General features: G+C 61.1%; 20 protein-coding genes and 1 pseudogene. 9 read left to right on the forward strand and 12 right to left on the reverse strand.

The features are described 5' to 3' along the window. Positions 1–9 precede the first annotated feature (9 nt). Both U367_RS0115260 and U367_RS0115265 read right to left on the reverse strand, forming a co-directional pair. Positions 10–354: a YciI family protein gene (locus tag U367_RS0115260; protein WP_028617663.1), complete on the reverse strand. Its 345-nt coding sequence runs from the start codon at positions 352–354 to the stop codon at positions 10–12. Positions 355–396: 42 nt separating this feature from the next. After that, a complete protein-coding gene (locus tag U367_RS0115265; RefSeq protein WP_028617664.1) occupies positions 397–816 on the reverse strand; it encodes a YybH family protein in 420 nt (139 codons plus the stop codon). 149 nt (positions 817–965) lie between these two features. Here U367_RS0115265 and U367_RS0115275 point away from each other — a divergent pair, with 149 nt between their 5' ends. Both U367_RS0115275 and U367_RS0115280 read left to right on the forward strand, forming a co-directional pair. Next, positions 966–1,454 carry a GNAT family N-acetyltransferase gene (locus tag U367_RS0115275; RefSeq protein WP_028617665.1) on the forward strand — a complete coding sequence of 163 codons (489 nt, stop codon included), beginning with the start codon at positions 966–968 and terminating at the stop codon, positions 1,452–1,454. A 20-nt stretch (positions 1,455–1,474) separates the two neighbouring features. Continuing rightward, entirely contained in the window at positions 1,475–2,080 is a 606-nt protein-coding gene (locus U367_RS0115280; RefSeq protein ID WP_028617666.1) for a pyridoxamine 5'-phosphate oxidase family protein, read from the forward strand. Between the two features lie 112 nt (positions 2,081–2,192). Here the strand turns inward: U367_RS0115280 and U367_RS0115285 are convergent, their stop codons facing one another. After that, on the reverse strand, positions 2,193–2,675 hold the full coding sequence (locus tag U367_RS0115285; protein WP_016978312.1) for a GyrI-like domain-containing protein: 483 nt from the start codon (positions 2,673–2,675) through the stop codon (positions 2,193–2,195). Between the two features lie 196 nt (positions 2,676–2,871). Here U367_RS0115285 and alaC point away from each other — a divergent pair, with 196 nt between their 5' ends. Beyond that, on the forward strand, positions 2,872–4,083 hold the full coding sequence (gene alaC, locus U367_RS0115290) for an alanine transaminase (protein ID WP_028617667.1): 1,212 nt from the start codon (positions 2,872–2,874) through the stop codon (positions 4,081–4,083). A gap of 218 nt (positions 4,084–4,301) precedes the next feature. Here the strand turns inward: alaC and U367_RS0115295 are convergent, their stop codons facing one another. After that, positions 4,302–5,654 carry a GntP family permease gene (locus U367_RS0115295; protein ID WP_028617668.1) on the reverse strand — a complete coding sequence of 451 codons (1,353 nt, stop codon included), beginning with the start codon at positions 5,652–5,654 and terminating at the stop codon, positions 4,302–4,304. Positions 5,655–5,738: 84 nt separating this feature from the next. Next, positions 5,739–6,272, reverse strand: coding sequence for a gluconokinase (locus U367_RS0115300; protein WP_016975994.1), 534 nt, complete (start codon positions 6,270–6,272; stop codon positions 5,739–5,741). A gap of 213 nt (positions 6,273–6,485) precedes the next feature. Between U367_RS0115300 and gntR the strand changes: the two genes are divergently transcribed. The 5 genes from gntR to U367_RS0115325 all read left to right on the forward strand — a co-directional run bounded on the left by gntR (position 6,486) and on the right by U367_RS0115325 (position 11,002). After that, positions 6,486–7,517, forward strand: coding sequence for an HTH-type transcriptional regulator GntR (gene gntR, locus U367_RS0115305; protein ID WP_028617669.1), 1,032 nt, complete (start codon positions 6,486–6,488; stop codon positions 7,515–7,517). A gap of 40 nt (positions 7,518–7,557) precedes the next feature. Then, complete coding sequence (locus tag U367_RS0115310; protein WP_028617670.1) at positions 7,558–8,190, forward strand: glutathione S-transferase family protein; 633 nt, start codon at positions 7,558–7,560, stop codon at positions 8,188–8,190. Between the two features lie 16 nt (positions 8,191–8,206). Next, entirely contained in the window at positions 8,207–8,953 is a 747-nt protein-coding gene (locus U367_RS0115315; protein WP_028617671.1) for an NAD-dependent epimerase/dehydratase family protein, read from the forward strand. Between the two features lie 8 nt (positions 8,954–8,961). Next, positions 8,962–10,371, forward strand: coding sequence for an MFS transporter (locus tag U367_RS0115320; RefSeq protein WP_028617672.1), 1,410 nt, complete (start codon positions 8,962–8,964; stop codon positions 10,369–10,371). A 133-nt stretch (positions 10,372–10,504) separates the two neighbouring features. Next, entirely contained in the window at positions 10,505–11,002 is a 498-nt protein-coding gene (locus U367_RS0115325; RefSeq protein WP_028617673.1) for a hypothetical protein, read from the forward strand. A gap of 91 nt (positions 11,003–11,093) precedes the next feature. Here the strand turns inward: U367_RS0115325 and U367_RS1000000132730 are convergent, their stop codons facing one another. The 3 genes and pseudogenes from U367_RS1000000132730 to U367_RS0115335 form a co-directional block, all read right to left on the reverse strand. Next, complete coding sequence (locus tag U367_RS1000000132730; protein WP_372514816.1) at positions 11,094–11,663, reverse strand: methyl-accepting chemotaxis protein; 570 nt, start codon at positions 11,661–11,663, stop codon at positions 11,094–11,096. Then, a pseudogene (locus U367_RS1000000132735) lies at positions 11,637–12,413 on the reverse strand (PAS domain-containing protein); the annotation flags it as partial. The pseudogene U367_RS1000000132735 and the gene U367_RS1000000132730, both read right to left, overlap by 27 nt. 167 nt (positions 12,414–12,580) lie before the next feature. Continuing rightward, a complete protein-coding gene (locus U367_RS0115335) occupies positions 12,581–13,450 on the reverse strand; it encodes a LysR family transcriptional regulator (RefSeq protein WP_028617675.1) in 870 nt (289 codons plus the stop codon). Between the two features lie 96 nt (positions 13,451–13,546). Between U367_RS0115335 and gstA the strand changes: the two genes are divergently transcribed. Next, positions 13,547–14,149, forward strand: a complete 603-nt coding sequence (gene gstA, locus U367_RS0115340; protein ID WP_028617676.1) for a glutathione transferase GstA — start codon at positions 13,547–13,549, stop codon at positions 14,147–14,149. Positions 14,150–14,224: 75 nt separating this feature from the next. Here the strand turns inward: gstA and U367_RS0115345 are convergent, their stop codons facing one another. The 4 genes from U367_RS0115345 to U367_RS0115360 are packed head-to-tail and all read right to left on the reverse strand — an operon-like array spanning position 14,225 to position 18,556. Then, the gene (locus U367_RS0115345) at positions 14,225–15,613 is read right to left on the reverse strand and encodes an aromatic amino acid lyase (protein WP_028617677.1); all 1,389 of its coding nucleotides are present in this window, start codon (positions 15,611–15,613) and stop codon (positions 14,225–14,227) included. Further along, complete coding sequence (locus U367_RS0115350; RefSeq protein WP_028617678.1) at positions 15,610–16,614, reverse strand: ornithine cyclodeaminase family protein; 1,005 nt, start codon at positions 16,612–16,614, stop codon at positions 15,610–15,612. Before U367_RS0115350 ends, U367_RS0115345 begins: the two co-directional genes overlap by 4 nt. Before the next feature lie 2 nt (positions 16,615–16,616). After that, positions 16,617–17,543, reverse strand: a complete 927-nt coding sequence (locus tag U367_RS0115355; RefSeq protein WP_032864321.1) for an aliphatic sulfonate ABC transporter substrate-binding protein — start codon at positions 17,541–17,543, stop codon at positions 16,617–16,619. Continuing rightward, the gene (locus U367_RS0115360; protein ID WP_028617680.1) at positions 17,543–18,556 is read right to left on the reverse strand and encodes an ABC transporter substrate-binding protein; all 1,014 of its coding nucleotides are present in this window, start codon (positions 18,554–18,556) and stop codon (positions 17,543–17,545) included. Before U367_RS0115360 ends, U367_RS0115355 begins: the two co-directional genes overlap by 1 nt. Positions 18,557–18,616: the final 60 nt, after the last annotated feature.

An 18,616-nucleotide genomic window follows, 5' to 3' on the forward strand; every position in this document is an offset into this window, starting at 1 on the left:
TTGTTGTATTCAGAGATTCAATTCACGCACGGGGCGCACTTCCACACTGCCGACCCGAGCGGCCGGAATACCACCGGCCACCTGGACCGCTTCATTCAAGTCACGGGCCTCGATCAGGTAGAAACCGGCGAGCTGCTCCTTGGTCTCGGCAAACGGCCCGTCGGTGATCGACAACTTGCCATTGCGCATACGCACGGTGGTGGCGGTGCTCACCGACTGCAGCGGCTCGGCAGCCAGCATGCGACCGCTGGCCCGAACGGACTGCGCGTAGGCGAAGCACTCCGGGTCTGCCGGGCTATCCGGCGAGGTGTGCAGCACCTGTTCGTTGCTGTAGATCAGGCAGAGGTATTTCATGGCCTTCTCCGTTTTCGGACTACTGACTATAGATCGCGCAGGTCAAGGTTTCAGGTCGAACAGACCGGCGCCGGTTTCCATGTCGAACGGCGCGGACCAGTGCTCATGCACCACTTTCCATTGGCCATCGATGCGTTGATAACCGGCGCTGACGCGCATCCAGCAAGTCTTGAGCACACCGTCCGGCCCGGTGCCGCCACAGTGGGCCAGCCAATGGGCAAAGGCGCTGTCTGCTCCGGCAACGATATGCAGCTCATGAAAGTCGAAAACGCCGGGGCCAGGGCAGAATTCCATGCAGGCCTGCCAATGTGCCTGGTACGCCGCCTTGCCCTTGAATTGCAGGGCGCCAACGGCGTCGAACGCGACGATATCGTCGGCGTAATAGCTGACAATTTTCTCGACATCCTTGGCGGTGACCGCTTCTTTCCATTGTTCGATCAGGGTGTTGATGGCAGTGCTCATGGCGATACTCCTTGGGGTAGAAAACATCACGGAAGACACCCTTAGTCGAATGGCCAACCGGCAAATCGACAAGCCGCTTAAAAAAAATTTCGCCCCCGGCAAACCCGCTAGAATCGATGCCTCTTTGTAGGATTTCGGATACGCCCCCGATGGAAACCCGCCTCGCCCTTTATGAGACGCTGAGCCTTGCGCAGAAACAGCAACTCGACACCCTGCAAGTGCACCCCGAACAACTGGCGTATTCCGGCGATATCTACTGTGCGCTGAACAGCCTGCTGGTCAATCCCCATCCCGATGCCATCAAAGGCTTCGCCCTGCTCGCCGACGAAACGCCCGTGGCATTCCTACTGCTCAAACGCCCGCCTTGCCTGCCCCACTGGGCGGATGCACACAGCGCAACCTTGCATGCGTTGCAGGTGGATCGGCATCAGCAAGGGCGTGGGTTTGGCAAATGCTGCCTGCAAGCGCTGCCCGCAGCGGCATTGCAGGCGTGGCCGCAGATCAAGGGGCTGGAGTTGTCGGTGGATGCGGATAATGGGGCGGCGATGAGGCTGTATCTGGGGGCTGGGTGGGTGGACAGCGGGGAGGCGTATAAGGGGCGGATTGGGTATGAGCGCCGGCTGGCGTTGATATTTTGAACGATAAGGAGATGGTAAGCATGCTGACAACCCTCGAACAACTCGAAGCGCTCTACGGCCTCCCCCACGAGCGCGCCGTACGCAAGGAAATCCCGTTTCTCAATGAGGACTACCAGGCAATGGTGCGGGCTTCACCACTGGTGGTGGTGAGTTCGTCCGGGCCGGACGGTATCGACGGTTCGCCACGCGGGGATGTGCCGGGGTTCGTGCGGATTGTGGATGAGCGCACCTTGGCGATTCCGGATCGGCCGGGGAACAACCGCCTCGATACCCTGCGCAATCTGGTGCAGGATCCGCGGATTGCGCTGCTGTTCATCATTCCGGGGATTGGTGAGACCTTGCGCGTTAACGGCCGGGCGCAGATTTCAATCGAACCGGAACTGCTGGAGAGTTTTGCGGTGAATGGCAAAGCGGCGCGGTCGGTGATTCTGGTGCAGGTGGAGGCCGCGTATTTCCACTGTTCCAAGGCGTTTGTGCGCTCGGACTGCTGGAACCCCGAGAAGCATCTGGACCGCTCGGCATTACCGTCGGCCGGCGCGTTTCACAAACGGCTCAATGATGGGCAATTTGACGCCGAGGCCTATGACCGGGAGATGCCAGAGCGGGTCCGAAGCACGCTGTATTGATACATCGGTAGGAGCCGGCTTGCCGGCGATGAGGCCCGAAAGATCGTCGCCAAATTCAAGGTCGCCATCGCCGCGGTGCGACGATTCGACAAGCCGGCTCCTACAAGGGGCGTCAGCCTCTTTCGCCCACCGGCAACCAGATCTCCACCGTCCCGGTGCCCTTGCTCACGTCAAAGTCCGCGCTGTAGCGCTCGAAATCCGCGCCCATCACCTTGTATCCCGAGTGCGGCAGCCATTCGAACATGATGCGCTCGTAGGTTTGCTCAAGCGCCTGCACCGGCCCGTAATGCGGGAACACGGCATAGTTGAGCGGTGGAATTTCGATGCATTCGAAGTTGCCTGGCACATCGGCTTTGGTCGGGACTTCGACACCGGCCATGTAGTCGAATTCGCCATGCTTGGGGTTATGGCAAACGCCATACGTCACACCGCCCACACGCTTCTTGATGTCCTTGATGCAGGTATCGAACAACTCCCACAGTTTGGGGATATCCCCCACGGTGGCCTTCGAATAACGCCCTTGCACCCCGGCGATCACCAGGGCTTTACCGGCTTCCATGCGTGGCTCTAACGGTTGTTTTGTCTGCTGATCCATACGAACAGTCTCCTTCTTATGAGGGAACAAACCCGCAACGAGTATAGGGGCATATCCACGTCGTACTCCATGTAGAGAATTTTTCGGCGCATCTGGACAACGGGCCATCATCGACCGTATTGTCTGCCCCGCAGGCCACCGCAGTGGCCGACGTCGCTCGGACGGTTCCGGGCGCTTACGTACTCTCGAGGCAACAATGGCAGACCAAGGTTCGCCGCGCCGCTTTGCGCGCATAGATCGACTCCCCCCGTATGTTTTCAACATCACTGCCGAGCTGAAGATGGCTGCGCGTCGGCGCGGCGAAGACATCATCGACTTGAGCATGGGCAACCCTGACGGCGCCACGCCGCCGCACATTGTTGAAAAGCTGGTGCAAGTCGCCCAGCGTGAAGACACTCACGGCTACTCCACGTCCAAAGGCATTCCGCGTCTGCGCCGGGCGATTTCGCGCTGGTACAAGGACCGCTATGAAGTGGACATCGACCCCGAGTCGGAAGCTATCGTGACCATCGGTTCCAAGGAAGGCCTGGCGCACTTGATGCTGGCCACCCTGGACCAGGGCGACACCGTACTGGTGCCCAACCCCAGCTACCCGATTCACATCTACGGTGCGGTAATTGCCGGCGCCCAGGTGCGCTCGGTGCCGCTGGTGCCTGGCGTGGACTTCTTCGCGGAGCTGGAACGGGCGATTCGCGGCTCGATTCCCAAGCCGAAGATGATGATCCTCGGCTTTCCGTCCAACCCCACCGCGCAGTGCGTGGAACTGGACTTCTTCGAACGTGTGATCGCGCTGGCCAAGCAGTACGACGTGCTGGTGATCCACGACCTGGCCTACGCCGACATCGTCTACGACGGCTGGAAAGCCCCGTCGATCATGCAAGTGCCGGGCGCCAAGGACATCGCGGTGGAGTTTTTCACCTTGTCCAAGAGCTACAACATGGCCGGCTGGCGCATCGGTTTCATGGTCGGCAACCCGGAACTGGTCAACGCCCTGGCACGCATCAAGAGCTACCACGACTACGGCACCTTCACCCCGCTGCAAGTCGCGGCGATTGCGGCATTGGAAGGCGACCAGCAGTGCGTGAAAGACATCGCCGAACAATACCGCCAGCGCCGCAATGTGCTGGTCAAGGGCCTGCATGAACTGGGCTGGATGGTCGAGAACCCGAAGGCGTCGATGTACGTCTGGGCGAAGATTCCCGAGGCATATGCCGCCATGGGTTCGCTGGAATTTGCCAAAAAGCTGCTGCTGGAGGCCAAGGTGTGTGTGTCGCCGGGCATCGGCTTTGGCGAGTATGGCGATGACCATGTGCGCTTTGCGCTGATCGAGAACCAGGACCGGATTCGCCAGGCGGTGCGGGGGATTCGCGGGATGTTCAGGGCGGATGGGCTGGTTCACAAGACCTGACACAACAGGTTTATGTGGTGAGCGGGCTTGCCCCGCGCTGGGCTGCGTAGCAGCCCTAAAACCAAACGCCGCATTCTGCCTGACAGAATGCGGCGTTTTTGTTGGGGCGGCTTCGCCACCCAGCGCGGGGCAAGCCCGCTCACCACACAAGCCCGCTCACCACACAAGCCAGCTCGCCACAATAGGCCCATTTTCAAAGGGCCTTTGTAGTGTGTCGGTTAGACCACCAACGACAGCAACATGATGAAGATCAGGGCCACAATCGACAGAATCGTCTCCATCGCTGTCCACGTCTTGAACGTCTCGGCCACGGTCATGTTGAAGTACTGCTTCACCAGCCAGAACCCTGCATCGTTGACGTGAGACAGGATCAACGAACCCGCCCCCGTTGCCAGCACCAGCAGCTCACGGTTAACCCCCGGAATCATCCCCACCACCGGCACTACAATGCCCGCGCCAGTAATGGTCGCCACCGTGGCCGAACCGGTTGCCACACGGATCACCGCCGCCACCAGCCACGCCAGCAGGATCGGATTGATCTGCGCGTTCACCGCCATATGGCCAATCACGTCGCCCACACCGCTGGTCACCAGCATCTGCTTGAAGCCACCGCCGGCACCGATGATCAGGATGATCGCAGCGGTCGGCGCCAGGCTGGCGTCGAGCAATTTGAGGATCTGCTTGGAGTGGATGCCTTGGCGATGGCCAAAGGTGTACAGCGACAGCAGCAACGCCAGCAACAGGGCGGAGATCGGGTGACCGATCATGTCCATCCAGTTACGCACGATGTGGCCGTCCGGCAAGCCGATATCGGCGAAGGTTTTGAGCAGCATCAGGAACACCGGCAACAGTACGGTAATCAGGGTGATGCTGAAGCTCGGCAGGTTCTTGTGTTCCGACTCACGGGCCAGTTGATCGACCAGTTCCTGGGACGGGTTGCCCGGGATGTACTTGGCGATAAACGTACCGAAGATCGGGCCGGCGATGATAGCGGTCGGCAGTGCGACGATCAGGCCGTAGAGGATGGTCTTGCCGATGTCCGCGCCAAACACGCCGATCGCCAGCAGCGGGCCCGGATGCGGTGGCACCAGCCCGTGTACCGCCGAGAGGCCGGCGAGCAGCGGGATACCGATCTTGATCAGCGACACGCCGGTGCGGCGCGCGACGATAAACACCAGTGGGATCAGCAGCACAAAGCCGATCTCGAAGAACAGCGGGATGCCCACCAGGAACGCGGCAAACATCATGGCCCACTGGACCTTCTCTTTGCCGAAGGCGCGGATCAGGGTCTGGGCGATCTGATCGGCACCGCCGGAGTCGGCCATCATCTTGCCGAGCATCGTGCCCAGCGCGAGGATGATGCCGACAAAGCCGAGCACCCCGCCGAAGCCGTCCTGGAACGCCTTGATGATCTTGTCCACGGGCATGCCCGAGGTCAGGCCGAGGAAGCCGGCCGCGATGATCAGTGCAATGAACGGATGCACCTTGAACTTGGTGATCAGAACGATCAACCCGATGATAGTGACCACTGCATCAAGCAGCAGGTAAGACTCGTGGGACATGCCAAACATGGGGGGTCTCTCCTGTTTGTTGTTGTTATTAAAGCGGGTGTTGAATTTCCTGCCGGGGATAGCGCTATCTTTTCCGGCAAAAAATTAATGAGTAGGTTCAAAGCCGTGTTGCAGCCACCAGGCGTTGGTCTGCTCGGCCAGTTCCTCGATGCTGTCTTCGCTGGCGTTCAGAGCCAGGGTCAGCGGTTCGCCTTTGGGCGATTCAAGGGTGGCAAACTGGCTGTCGATGAGGCTGGCTGGCATGAAATGCCCAGGGCGATGGGACACGCGGTCGGCGGCCACGGCGCGGGTCAGCTCCAAAAAGACAAAACCCAGGCCCGGCGCGGCTTCGCGCAGGTGATCGCGGTATTTCTTTTTCAGGGCGGAACAGGTGAGCACGGGATGCTCGCCCGCTTTGAGCGAACGGCGCAGTTCATCGCAGAGGATGTCGAGCCAGCCGGCGCGGTCGTCGTCGTTGAGGGGGTGGCCGGCGCTCATCTTTTCGATGTTGGCGGCAGGGTGAAAGCTGTCGCCTTCAATGGCGGTAGCGCCGTTCAGGCGGCACAGGGCCTCGCTGACACTGGACTTACCACAGCCGGAAACACCCATGATGACCAGGGCGGTAACAGGTTGACTCATGAAACACCTCAGGACGCAGATAGCGCTACCTTTGCACGCTGTAAGGCTAGTGCAAAAACAGGCTTTTCCCGCGCCGTCTTGTCTTTTTTTATGGAGTGACGCGTGCATCCGCTCCAACGCTTTGAACAGGATCAGGCAACCCTTTGTTCAAGAATTTGCAGCCTTTTGGAGACAGCGCTACCTTAGTGCCTCGATTTTTGTTTGGCAAGCCGCCTGATGACCTCCAAGAACGATAAAAAATTGCGCACCACGGGTCGCCCAACCCTAAACGAAGTCGCCCGCCTGGCTGGCGTCAGCCCGATTACCGCGTCCCGCGCGCTGCGCGGCATCAGCACCGTCGCCACAGAACTGGTGGAAAAAGTGCAGCAGGCCGCCGCCGAACTGAACTACGTGGTCAACCCCGCCGCCCGCGCCCTGGCCTCAGCCCAGAGCCATTCGGTGGTGGTGTTGGTGCCATCGCTGTCCAACCTGCTGTTTATCGAAACCCTCGAAGCCATCCACCAAGTGCTGCGGCCCAAGGGCTTTGAAGTGCTGATCGGCAACTTCCATTATTCCCGCGATGAAGAAGAAAACCTACTGCGCAACTACATGGCCTACCAGCCACGGGGTTTGCTGCTGACCGGATTTGATCGCACCGAAAGCGCCCGACGGATGGTCGAGGCCAGCAATGTGCCGTGCGTGTACATGATGGACCTGGACCCCAACGCCGGGGTGAACTGCGTGGGTTTCTCGCAACTGAGCGCGGGCGAAACGGCGGCGGCGCATCTGTTGTCCCGTGGGTACAAACGCCTGGCGTATATCGGCGCGCAACTGGACCAACGCACGTTGCTGCGCGGCGAAGGTTTCCGTCGAGCGCTGCAACACGCCGGCTTGTACGACCCGGCGCTGGAACTGCTGACACCCCGCCCTTCCTCAGTCGGCCTGGGTGGCGAACTCTTCCTGCAACTGCTGGCCGCCCATCCCGACGTGGATGCAATCTTCTTCGGCAACGACGACCTGGCCCAGGGCGCCTTGCTGGAAGCCATGCGCCATGGCATCAAAGTGCCGGAGCGCGTCGCGGTGCTCGGTTTCAACGACCTGCCAGCCTCGTCCTTCATGGTGCCGCGCCTGAGCAGCATCAGCACCCCGCGTGAGGCGATTGGGCGGCGTGCGGCGGAGCACTTGTTGACAATCATGGCAGGCAACAAGATCGCCAAGCCGGTGGTGGACATGGGGTTTGAGTTGCAGGTGCGGGAGAGTACCTGACCCTGCTAGATTGGTTGCTCTCCACCGCTAGGAAAGCACCATGGGACACTCACTGAAAATCTTGGGCCGCACGTCCTCCATCAACGTGCGCAAAGTGCTTTGGACCTGCCAGGAACTCGGCATCGACTACCAGCGCGAAGACTGGGGCATCGGCTTCAAGCCCACCCAATCCGCCGACTTCCTCGCCCTGAACCCCAACGCCCAGGTGCCGGTGTTGATCGATGACCACGGCGTGTTGTGGGAATCCAACACCATCTGCCGTTACCTGGTCAGCCTCTATCAACGCCACGACCTGCTCCCCGCCGAACCCGCGCCACGGGCCCGGGTCGAGCAATGGATGGACTGGCAAGCCACCGAACTCAACCCGTCCTGGGGCTACGCGTTCCATGCGTTGGTGCGCCAGAACCCGGACTACCAGGACCCACAGCGCATTCAAGCCGGCGTGCAGGCCTGGAATGACAAGATGGGCCTGCTCGAACAACAGTTGATCAAGACCGGCGCCTACGTCACCGGCGCTGAATTCACCCTGGCGGACATACTCGTCGGCCTCTCGGTACACCGCTGGCGCAACGCCCCGCTGGAACATCCTCCCTACCTTGCAGTGGAGGCGTATTACCAGCGCCTCAGCCAGCGCCCTGGCTTTAAAACCTTCGCCCTCGACGGCCATAACTAAAAACAAGGACGCCACTGTGAAAGGACTCAACGTACTGCTCACCGGCGCCTGCGGCAGAATCGGCAAGACGTTTTTCGACGCCTCGAAAGACCGTTACCGCTTCACCCTCACCGACCGCATCGCGCCGGATTTCGACTTGGGCGAGCACCGCTTCGTGCACGCCGACCTCAGCGATCAGTCCAGTCTGGCGGCCTTGCTCGACGGCATCGACGTGATCGACGTGATCGTGCATTTGTCAGGCATTCCCCACGCCAGCGCGTCATTCGATGAGTTACTGCCCAATAACATCCTTGCCACCACCCACCTGTTCGAAGCCGCCGTGGCCGCTGGCGTGAAACGCCTGGTGTTCGCCAGCAGCGCGCAAACCATCGAAGGCTACCCGGTGGACCGCCAGATCACGCCCGGCATGCAGGTGATGCCCGCCAATCTGTATGGAGTGAGCAAATGCTACGGAGAAGCGTTGTGCGGCTATTACGCTGCCAAGACCCCGCTGTCGACCATCGCCCTGCGCATCGGCGCCTTCGAATTCCCCGAAACCCACGACCTCAATAACGCCCGCGACCTCAGCGCCTGGCTCAGCCCACGCGATGCCGTGCAGTTGCTGCAACGTTCGGTGGAAGCCGAGGGCGTGAAGCACCTGATCGCCCACGGCATATCCAATAACCGCTTCAAGCGCCTGGACCTGAGCGAAACCACGCGGGTGCTGGGTTACCATCCCCAGGATGATGCGTTTCAGACATTTGAGATTCCGATCACTTATTGAGTTTTCCCATGCCCGCACTCTCTATCACCGACGGCATCGACCCCATCCGCGCCGCCCACATCAGCGCACGTATCGACCGCCTCCCCGCCGTCGCCACCGTCTGGCGCCTGGTGGCGTTACTGTCGATTGGCGGTTTTTTCGAGCTGTATGACCTGTTCCAGACCGCCTACATCAGCCCCGGCCTGATCAGTGACGGAATTTTCCATACCGGCAGCGAGGGCGTATTCGGCTTCTCGGACCAGGCTGCATTCGCCTCGGCAACTTTTCTCGGCCTGTTCCTCGGCGCCAGCCTGCTCAGCCCCATCGCCGACCGCTTCGGACGGCGGGCGATCTTCACCTTTGCGTTGATCTGGTACACCGTCGCCACAGTATTGATGGGCATCCAGACCTCCGCCGTGGGCATCATCTGCATGCGTTTCCTGGTCGGCATTGGCCTGGGCATTGAACTGGTGACCATCGACGCTTACCTCTCGGAACTGGTGCCCAAGCGTATGCGCAGCTCGGCGTTTGCCTTTGCGTTTTTTATCCAGTTCCTGTCGGTGCCGGCGGTGGCGTTGATGTCGTGGTGGCTGGTGCCGCAAGCGCCGTTCGGCGTGTCAGGTTGGCGTTGGGTGGTGTTGTCGAGCGCCGTGTTTGCGCTGTTTATCTGGCAACTGCGCAAGCGTTTGCCGGAGTCGCCGCGTTGGCTTGCACAAAAAGGGCGTTTTGAAGAGGCCGGTCTGATCATGGACAACCTCGAAGCGCGCTGCCAGAAAGACCATGGCAAACCCTTGGATGAGCCCGAACCCGAAGCCGTCAGCGTGCAAGGCAGCGGCCGCTTCGCCGATATCTGGCAGCCCCCTTACCGCCGCCGCGCCTTGATGCTGATCGTGTTCCATGTGTTCCAGGCCATCGGCTTCTTCGGTTTCGGCAACTGGCTGCCGGCGTTGCTGTCCGGCCAGGGTGTGAGCGTGACCCACAGCTTGCTCTACGCCTTCATCATCACCCTCGCCTATCCGCTGGGGCCGCTGCTGTTCGTGAAGGTGGCCAACCGTTTTGAAAACAAATGGCAGATCGTCGGCTCGGCCCTCGGCGCGATGATCTTCGGCAGCCTGTTTGCCCTGCAAACCACGGCGGTGGGGCTGGTGATCTGTGGGGTAATGATCACGTTCTGCAACGCCTGGCTGAGCTTCAGCTATCACTCGTACCAGAGTGAATTGTTCCCCACCAACATCCGCGCACGGGCAGTAGGCTTCTGTTACTCGTTCAGCCGCTTGTCCACGGTGTTCAGCAGTTTGTTGATCGGTTTTATCCTCGAACACCTGGGCACGCCGGGCGTGTTGGCGTTCATTGCCAGCAGCATGTTGATCGTGATGATCACCATCAGTTGGTTCGGGCCGCGCACGCGGAACCTGGCGCTGGAAAACATCGCCCATTGACGGCAACGGTTGGCCGCCTGCGGGACAATGCTTGCCGCAGCGGCCAGGCGATCCCCAATAAAACCGGGCACTTCACACCCGGCACACTATTTGCTCCACCTGTGGCACCGAACATTCCCCCAGGTGACCGATCATGCTGGTTAACAACAACACCCAAGCCGTTTCGACTGTTCAACAGATCAAGCGGCCCGACATGGACCCCGCCAACGCCGCCGCCAGCGCGCTGTACAGCGGCGCCTTGCAAGCCGCTCAGCAAAGCGTGACCGTGCCCGCCGCGCAGAAGGAACTGGACAAGGCCGCCGACCGCATCGACGAAGCCTTTGCCAAGACCCGCGTGCAGTTGCAGACCAGCGCGTCGACCAGCGATGTGCCGGCGACCAGCGCCGCTTCCGGTGCACGCTCGGAATTCACCGACTACATGAGCAAATCCCCGGCCGAGCGCATCCGTGACCAACTGCTCAAGGAGCAGGGGTTGACTGAAGCCGATTTGCAGAACATGTCGAAGGAAAAGCAGGATGCCTTCGCCAAGCAAGTGGCCGAGCGCTTGAAGCAACAGCAAGAACAGCAGGTAGCCGCCAAAACCGCTGACCCGCAGGCCCAGACAGTAAAAGAAACCCTGGCCGCAATCTAAAAGCCACCCAAATCAGTGTAGGAGCCAGCTTGCCGGCGATAGCGTCCTCAAGATCGCCATCGCCGGCAGGCCTGCTCCTATAGGGTTTGGGTTATTGCAGTTGCAACGTCGAGTTGAACTGACCGATCGCATCCACTACGTGCCGTGACCCTTCCTGAATTTCCAGGATCACCTGCCCCGCTTCATTCGCCAATTCCACCCCCAGCCCCGTGCGGCTCAAGCTCGATTGCATGCTCGACACCGCGCTCAGCGACAGGTCGTGGTTCTTGCGCACCACATCGACAATTTCCACCGTCGCATGGCTCGTCCGTGCGGCCAGGCTGCGCACCTCGTCGGCCACCACTGCAAAGCCGCGCCCGTGTTCGCCGGCCCGCGCCGCTTCAATCGCGGCGTTGAGCGCGAGCATGTTGGTCTGCTCGGCAATGCTACGGATGGTCTGCACGATGGCTCCGATGATGTCCGATTGTTTACTCACCGCATCGATGCTCTGCGCCGCTTGGTTCAAATCGTGGGAAATTTCTTCGATGATCTGTACGGTTTGCTGCACCACCTCCGAGCCCTTGCGTGCGCAGGCGTCGTTTTGCACCGAGGTGGCGTGGGCCGAGTCGGCGGCGGTGCGCAGGGTGGTGACTTGGTCAGTGATGTCGCTGGCGAACTTCACCACTTTGTACAGGCGGCCATTGGTGTCGAAGATCGGGTTATAGGAGGCTTCCAGGAACAGGGTCTTGCCGTACTTGTTTTTGCGCTCGAAGCGGTGCGAGTGGTATTCGCCACGATTGAGCGACGCCCAGAACGCCTTGTAGGCCGGCGATTCCACTTCATTACGGTGGCAGAACATGCTGTGGTGCTGGCCGACGATTTCATCCAGAGAATACTGCACGGTCTTCAGGAAGTTTTCGTTGGCGTTGATGATCTGGCCCTGCGGGGTGAACTCGATCACCGCCATGGAACGGCCAATAGCATCGATCAGGCTCTGGTTTTCATGCTCGTGATGGACTCGCGCAGTAATGTCCGACGCGACTTTGATTACGCTCTGAACGTGATTGTCCTTGTCCAGCACCGGCATGTAGCTGGCTTCCAGCCAGACTTCCTGGCCATGCTTGTTCAAGCGCATGAAGGTGCCACTGAGGGCCTCGCCCCGCGCCAGGTCGCGCCATAGCTTGGCGTAGGCATCGGTGTGGGTGTAGGGCTCGTCGCAAAAGAGGCGGTGATGTTTACCGCGTATTTCCTCGACGCTATAGCCCATGGTTTTGCAGAAATTGTCGTTGGCGTCGAGGATCACGCCACTGGGGTCGAACTCGATCATGGCCATGGAACGGCTGATAGCGGCGAGTTTGGCGTTGGATTCGGTGAGTGCGCAGGAAAAACGTTCGATTTGTTGCAGGTCGGATTTGTGATGGCGGTAGAACATGGTCAGATCACCCTAGATTCCCGGCGCCTGGAAGGCGCATTCCATTCATTTGTTGGCTATTGCTGGCACACCTTCATGGGGAAATAACCATCCAAATCGCTTTATATGCCAAGCGTCATAAACGGTTCCGGGTGAGCATAGACAGGGCTTGGCGCTATGCAAGGCCACTAGTCAGCCAGCATTTTTAACAATGCGAGGGCGGCGGCTGACAGTGGGCGATCCGGCGAGCCGACCAAGGCAAATTCGCGGTGCAGCGGCACATCCAACGCCATCACGCGCAGGCCCTTGCGCTGGGACGGCAAGGCCATTTCCGGCACCAGTGTGACGCCGACGCCCTCACGCACCAGGCTGAAGGCACTGTTCCATTCACGCACCTCAACGCGGACATCGCGCAGGGTCAGCCCGGCGGCGGCGCCCAGGCTGCGGGCATTAGCGGTACAGCCACCGGTAGCCAGCACGAAAGGCTGCTCAAGCAATTCCTCAAGCGACACCGTGGCATCGGCGGGGCGCTGCGCCAGCGCGTGCTCCACTGGCAGCACGGCCATCCACAAGTCACGGCCCAACACCGTCGCATTGCGCTCGGGCGTGGGGTTGAGCACCACGCCCAAGTCGATAAGGCCGGTGTCGAGCAGGGTGAGCACTTCGTTGTCAGTGACATCCAAGGTGGTGACGTCAATACCAGGATAGAGCTGCGCAAAACGCTGCAATGCGGGTGTCAGAAATGTCGCCAGCACCATGGGGAAACTGGCGATGCGAATCGTCCCACGCAACATGGGCCTGGCTTCGTCCACGGTGCTACGAATCGCCTGCAACGCCCCAAGCATGACTCGCGCCTGCTCGATCACACTCAAGCCCAGGGCGGTGGGCAAGGTCTTGCGCGGTTCACGGGTAAACAGCTGCGCCCCCAGCGTCGCTTCCATACCGGCCATAGCCTGGCTGGCGGCGGATTGGGTCATGCCCACGCGCTCGGCGGCGGCGGTGATGCTGCCGTGATCGGCCACGGCCACCAGCAAGCGCCAGTGCATCAGGTTCATCATGGCAGTAGCTGTCCTTATGGCAGGGGTCTGAACGTTTAATTTTACGCACGGTGCCACGCCCGCGAGACTGGCGCAAATTCAACGGAGCTGCCCCAGATGAAACTGTATTTCTTCCCCCACGCCTGTTCTCTCGCCCCGCATATCGTGCTGCGCGAATTGGCGCTGCCGTTCGACCTGGTCTTGGTGGATAACCAAGCCAAGACCACCGCCGACGGCGAAGACTTCCTGCAGATCAACCCCAAGGGCTACGTCGCGGCGCTGAAACTGGACAACGGCCAGGTGCTGACCGAAGCCAGCGCGATCCTGCAATACCTGGCCGACCTGAAACCCGCCGCAGGCCTGGCGCCGGCTAATGGCAGCTGGGAACGCGTGCGCCTGCAGGAATGGCTGAACTTCATTGCCACCGAGATTCATGGCGGCTTGGCCGTGTTCTTCAACGGTGCGATCCAGGGCGAAGTGAAAGCTGCATTCCAGGCCACGCTGTTCAAGCGTTTCACGGTGCTGGTGCAGACGCTGGAGCGCCAGGATTACCTGTTGGGTGCGCAGTACTCGGTGGCAGATGCCTACCTGTTTGTGGTGCTGCGCTGGGCGGCGTTTCACGCGATTGATTTGGATAAGTGGCCGGCGCTGGCGGCGTTTCAGCAGCGGGTGGGTGAGCGGCCGGCGGTGATTGCGGCGTTGGCCGCCGAGAATCCCTAAGGCAAACGCAGCCCCTGTAGGAGCCGGCTTGCCGGCGATGGCGTCCTCACGGGCCTATCGCCGGCAAGCCGGCTCCTACAGAGGGAATGGGGTGGATTCGAGGAAGGTGGCCAGTGCCAGTACATCCACCGAGCCTGAGCGGTCTTCATCAAGATGAGCCACCTGGCTGCGCACGGCTTGATGGACCAGCCGCACACCTTGCCCCAGCCGAAGCGCCCCCCTTAAATCCACCGCCTGCGCGGCGACGATCAGTTCAATACTGGCCAGCCACAGCACCCGCTCGGTCAAGCGACGAGTCTTGTCGACCACCGCCATGGCCTGGCCCGCATAGTCTTCAACACGGTCCGCCACCGGCACGCTGACCGCCGGCAGCGGATTGGCCAGGTGCCCGATTTCCGCGACCAACGCCGAACTGGTGCGCTGCAAGGCGGCCATGCCGACATGACCGGGTTGAGTGATCAGGAAGCGCGGCAGATCGCTGGAAGCCGGCGACAGCAGCTTGGCAATGCGTTCAGCACTGCACGCGGCGACACGGGTAAGCGCCAGGCCCAACCCTTCAGTGGCCAGCGCCAAGTGGGTGCTGTCGAAATTCGCCGTGGCCAGCACAAGCGACGCTTCGCTGATCAACGCCGGGTTATCCGCACCGCTGCGCAGTTCCAATTCAACCAATTCATGCAGGGCGTGCAGCGCCTGCTGCGCCGCACCCTGGACCACCGTGGCACAGCGAAAGCTCAACGGGTCCTGCAAGCGCCGTGGGCTTTCCGCCAACTCACCACCCGCCAGCAACTGCAACAACGCCGCCGACTGCTCGCTTTGCCCCGGAGCCGGCCGCAGACGCGAAGCCCACGGCTGGAACGGACTGAGGTTGGCCCGATAGCCTTCACACGATAACGCCAGCGCCGCCAGCAAAACCTCCAAGGCCCGCTGCGCCTCAGCCACCAGCAACGCGCCCAGCCCAACACTGGCCGCATTCGCAGAGACCAGCGCCAAGCCATCTTTGCCGGTCAGCGGCACTGACAACGCGAGACTCAGGTGCGCCAGTGGCGCCAGGTCGCTCTCGCCCAACGAGCCGAGCAACGGTACATCGGGCTCGACGCCGGAATTGAGCAACGCTAGCAGTGCATCCGCCGCCCCCGGAGAAATACCCGAACGCCCCTGAGCCAATCCGGCCAGCCGCGCAGCCGTGATCGCGCGCAGCTCCTGGCGATTGGCAAGGCGCCCGACCCCCACCGCACGACCCAACGCAATACTCGCCTGTACGGGCGCTACCGCCGTATCCACCGCTGCACCGAGGCCGGTATTTACGCCATAAATTGGCGTGCCTTCAGCCGCCAGTTTCACCAACAACTGATGGCCTTCTTCAATACGCTGACGGGCCTGCGCAGAGAAATCCGCGGGTACGTCCTGGCGGGCAATCGCCAGCAAATCGGCGAGGCTCAAGCCTTCGGGATCGAAGTGAATCATGCCCAGCGCAACCGCTGGCCAATCCCCAGGCGCCCGGCTTTTTCCAGCAGCGCATGGCCCAACGCGATATCACTGAGGCTCAGGCCGCGGTGCCAGAACAGGATGGTTTCCTCGGCGGTTTCCCGGCCTCTTTTCAAGCCGGCAACAATTTGGCCCAGTTCGGCATGCAGGGTCTCGGCAGTGAGTTTGCCAGTCTCAACATGGGCGCGCAGCGAGCCAAATAGCCCGCCTTTGCATTGGCCCCAATCATCGACCACCAGCTTGCTCATGATGTCGGTGAGGGACAATTCCACCGCGCTCATGGTGCCGTAGGGCACCACGAAAGCACCGGGTTTGATCCAGTCGGTGCGCAGCAACGGTTCGGGCTGATCAAGGCGCGACGCCTCGACCACAATGTCGGCGCCACGCACGGTGGACTCCCAATCGTCGGTGACGATCACCGACTTGCCCAGGTCCTTGCGCAGCCGCTCGGCGAAGGCTTCCCGGCTTTCGCTGCGGCGTGAGTGCACACGGATTTCGTCGAAGTCGAACAGGTGATCCAGCAAGCGCACGTTCCAATACGCCGTGCCACGCGCACCAATGTGCGCCAGCACTTTACTGTCGGGCCGGGCCAGGTATTTGGCGCCGATGGCCGTGATGGCACCGGTGCGCATGTCGGTGATCGCCGAGGCATCCAAGATGGCCTTGGGAATCCCGGTGGCGGGGTCGAGCAGGTTGAGGATCGCCAATTCCGAGGGCAAACCCTTGCGGTAGTTGTCGACAAAGTCCCCCACCACTTTGACACCGGCATAGCCGATATCGCCGCCCAGCACACCACGCAATACGTTGAAGTGACCGTTGATCCCGCCGCCGGGAATCAGGTGGGTACGCGGCTCGATCACCGCCTCGCCACGCCCCTGGATCGCCAGGCTCGCTTCGATGGCGCTGAGGATTTCGTCATTGGTAAGCCCCAGTTCGTCGATGTCGAGGCCGTTGAGAAAATCGATGTAGATCGGTTGCATGGTCATGGCGCCTTGAAGACAGCTTGCTGTACATCGACCTTTTTCGGGATCAGGCCGTTGTCAAAGAACAGGTCGGCGGTGTGTTGCTGGGTGGCGATATCGGCGGCTTGCAGCGGACGAATCGGCGTGGAGGAACGGTGTTCGAAGTAGCTTTTGACCACCGCGGGTTGCAGGCCCAGGGTCTTGGCCATCAGCGCGATGCTGGCTTCGGGCTGGTCGAGGGACAGGCGCTGCGCCTTGGCCAGTGTCTGGATGATCGCGCCAATGGATTGCGGGTATTGCTTGGCAAACGGGCTGCTCACCACGAAGAAACTGCCCGCCGGATTGAGGCCCTGGCCATCGCCCAACACGCGGGCGGAACCGTCGACCACGGCCGCGGAGTAGTACGGGTCCCACACCACCCACGCGTCGACTTTGCCTTGCTCAAAAGCGGCACGCCCGTCGGATGGCGACAGGTACACCACATTCACGTCTTTCCATTGCAAACCGGCGCGCAGCAGGCTTTTAAGGAACAGGTTGTGGGCGCTGGAGCCCTTGAGCAGCGCCACGCGCTTGCCCTTGAGTTCGGCCACGCTCTGTACGCTGCTGGCTTTTGGCACCAACACCGCTTCGGTCTTGCCCTCGTTGGGTTCTACGGCGAAATACTGCAAGTCGATGCCAGCGGCCTGGGCGAAAATCGGCGGGATATCACCGATATTGCCGATGTCCAGGCTGCCGCCGTTCAGCGCTTCGATCAGCGGCGGGCCGCCGAGGAATTCGATCCACTGCACCTGGGTGCCGGGCAACGCTTCCTCGAAGAGTTTGTGCTCACGGGCCAATACCATGCTCACCGAACTTTTCTGGTAACCGATGCGTAACGTGGCAGGTTCGGCCGCCAGCACCAGACCGACGACCAGCGAAAGTACCGCAGCAGCGAAGATTTTAAGCATCAGAGCGCTCCCTTGATCTTGGTCGCCACATCGATCGGCACCCATTGCTGCCAGACGTCTGGGTGGTCCTTGAGGAACGCTTCAGCGACCTGGCGCGGCGGTGTACGTTTCTCGCTCATTTCGCCGAGGATGCCATTGAGCAGATCAATCGGCAGGTCGAATTTTTCAAACACGCTGACCAGTTGCGGGTACTGCGCCTTGAACGGTGCCGACACACCAATCGCCAGCCGCGCCGGCATCGAGCGGGTGCCGATGGGGTTGGGGTTTTTCGCGTCGGAGAGGGTCTTCCAGGCTTCGGCGTTGAAGGGCGGCTCTTCCAGCTTGACCAGCTTGAAGCGACCCAGCAGCGGCGTCGGCGACCAATAGTAGAACAGCACCGGCTTGCCACGACGGATCGACGACGCCACTTCGGCATCCAACGCCGCGCCGGAGCCGGTGCGGAAGTTGACGAAGCTGTCGGTGAGTTTGTACGCCTTTAGCTTCTGGCTGTTGACGATCTCCGACGTCCAGCCCGTTGGGCTGTTGAGGAAGCGTCCACGGCTCGGGTCTTCGGGGTCGCGGAACACGTCCTTGTAGCGCGGCAGGTCGGCCACTGACTTCAAGTCCGGCGCCAGGGGTTTGATACCGCGCGCGGCATCGCCCTTGATCACGAACTCCGGCACCCACCAGCCTTCGGTGGCGCCTTTGACCGTATCGCCCAGGCCAAACACTTTACCTTCGTTTTCCGCCTTGACCCATGCCGGACTGCGCCCGGCCCACTCTTCACCGATCACCTGGATATCGTCCTTGGCCAGGGCGGCTTCCAGGCTCACGGTGCTGCCGGGCAAAGTGTCGGTCGGCAGGCCGTAGCCTTTCTCGACAATCAGGCGCAGTACCTCGGTGATCAGGCTGCCGCTTTCCCAGGTGATGTCACCGAAGTGGATGGGTTTGACGGCTTCAGCGGCCGTTGATGGTTGCGCCAAGACGGCCAGTGCCAGCAGCGAGCCACCGAGCAGGTGTTTAAGTGTTTTCATGCAGAACCTCGTGGTGATCTGTAGGAGCCGGCTTGCCGGCGATGGCCGCAACTCGGTTTC

It is taken from the genome of Pseudomonas canadensis, from assembly GCF_000503215.1.
In the GTDB taxonomy this organism is placed as follows: domain Bacteria; phylum Pseudomonadota; class Gammaproteobacteria; order Pseudomonadales; family Pseudomonadaceae; genus Aquipseudomonas; species Aquipseudomonas canadensis.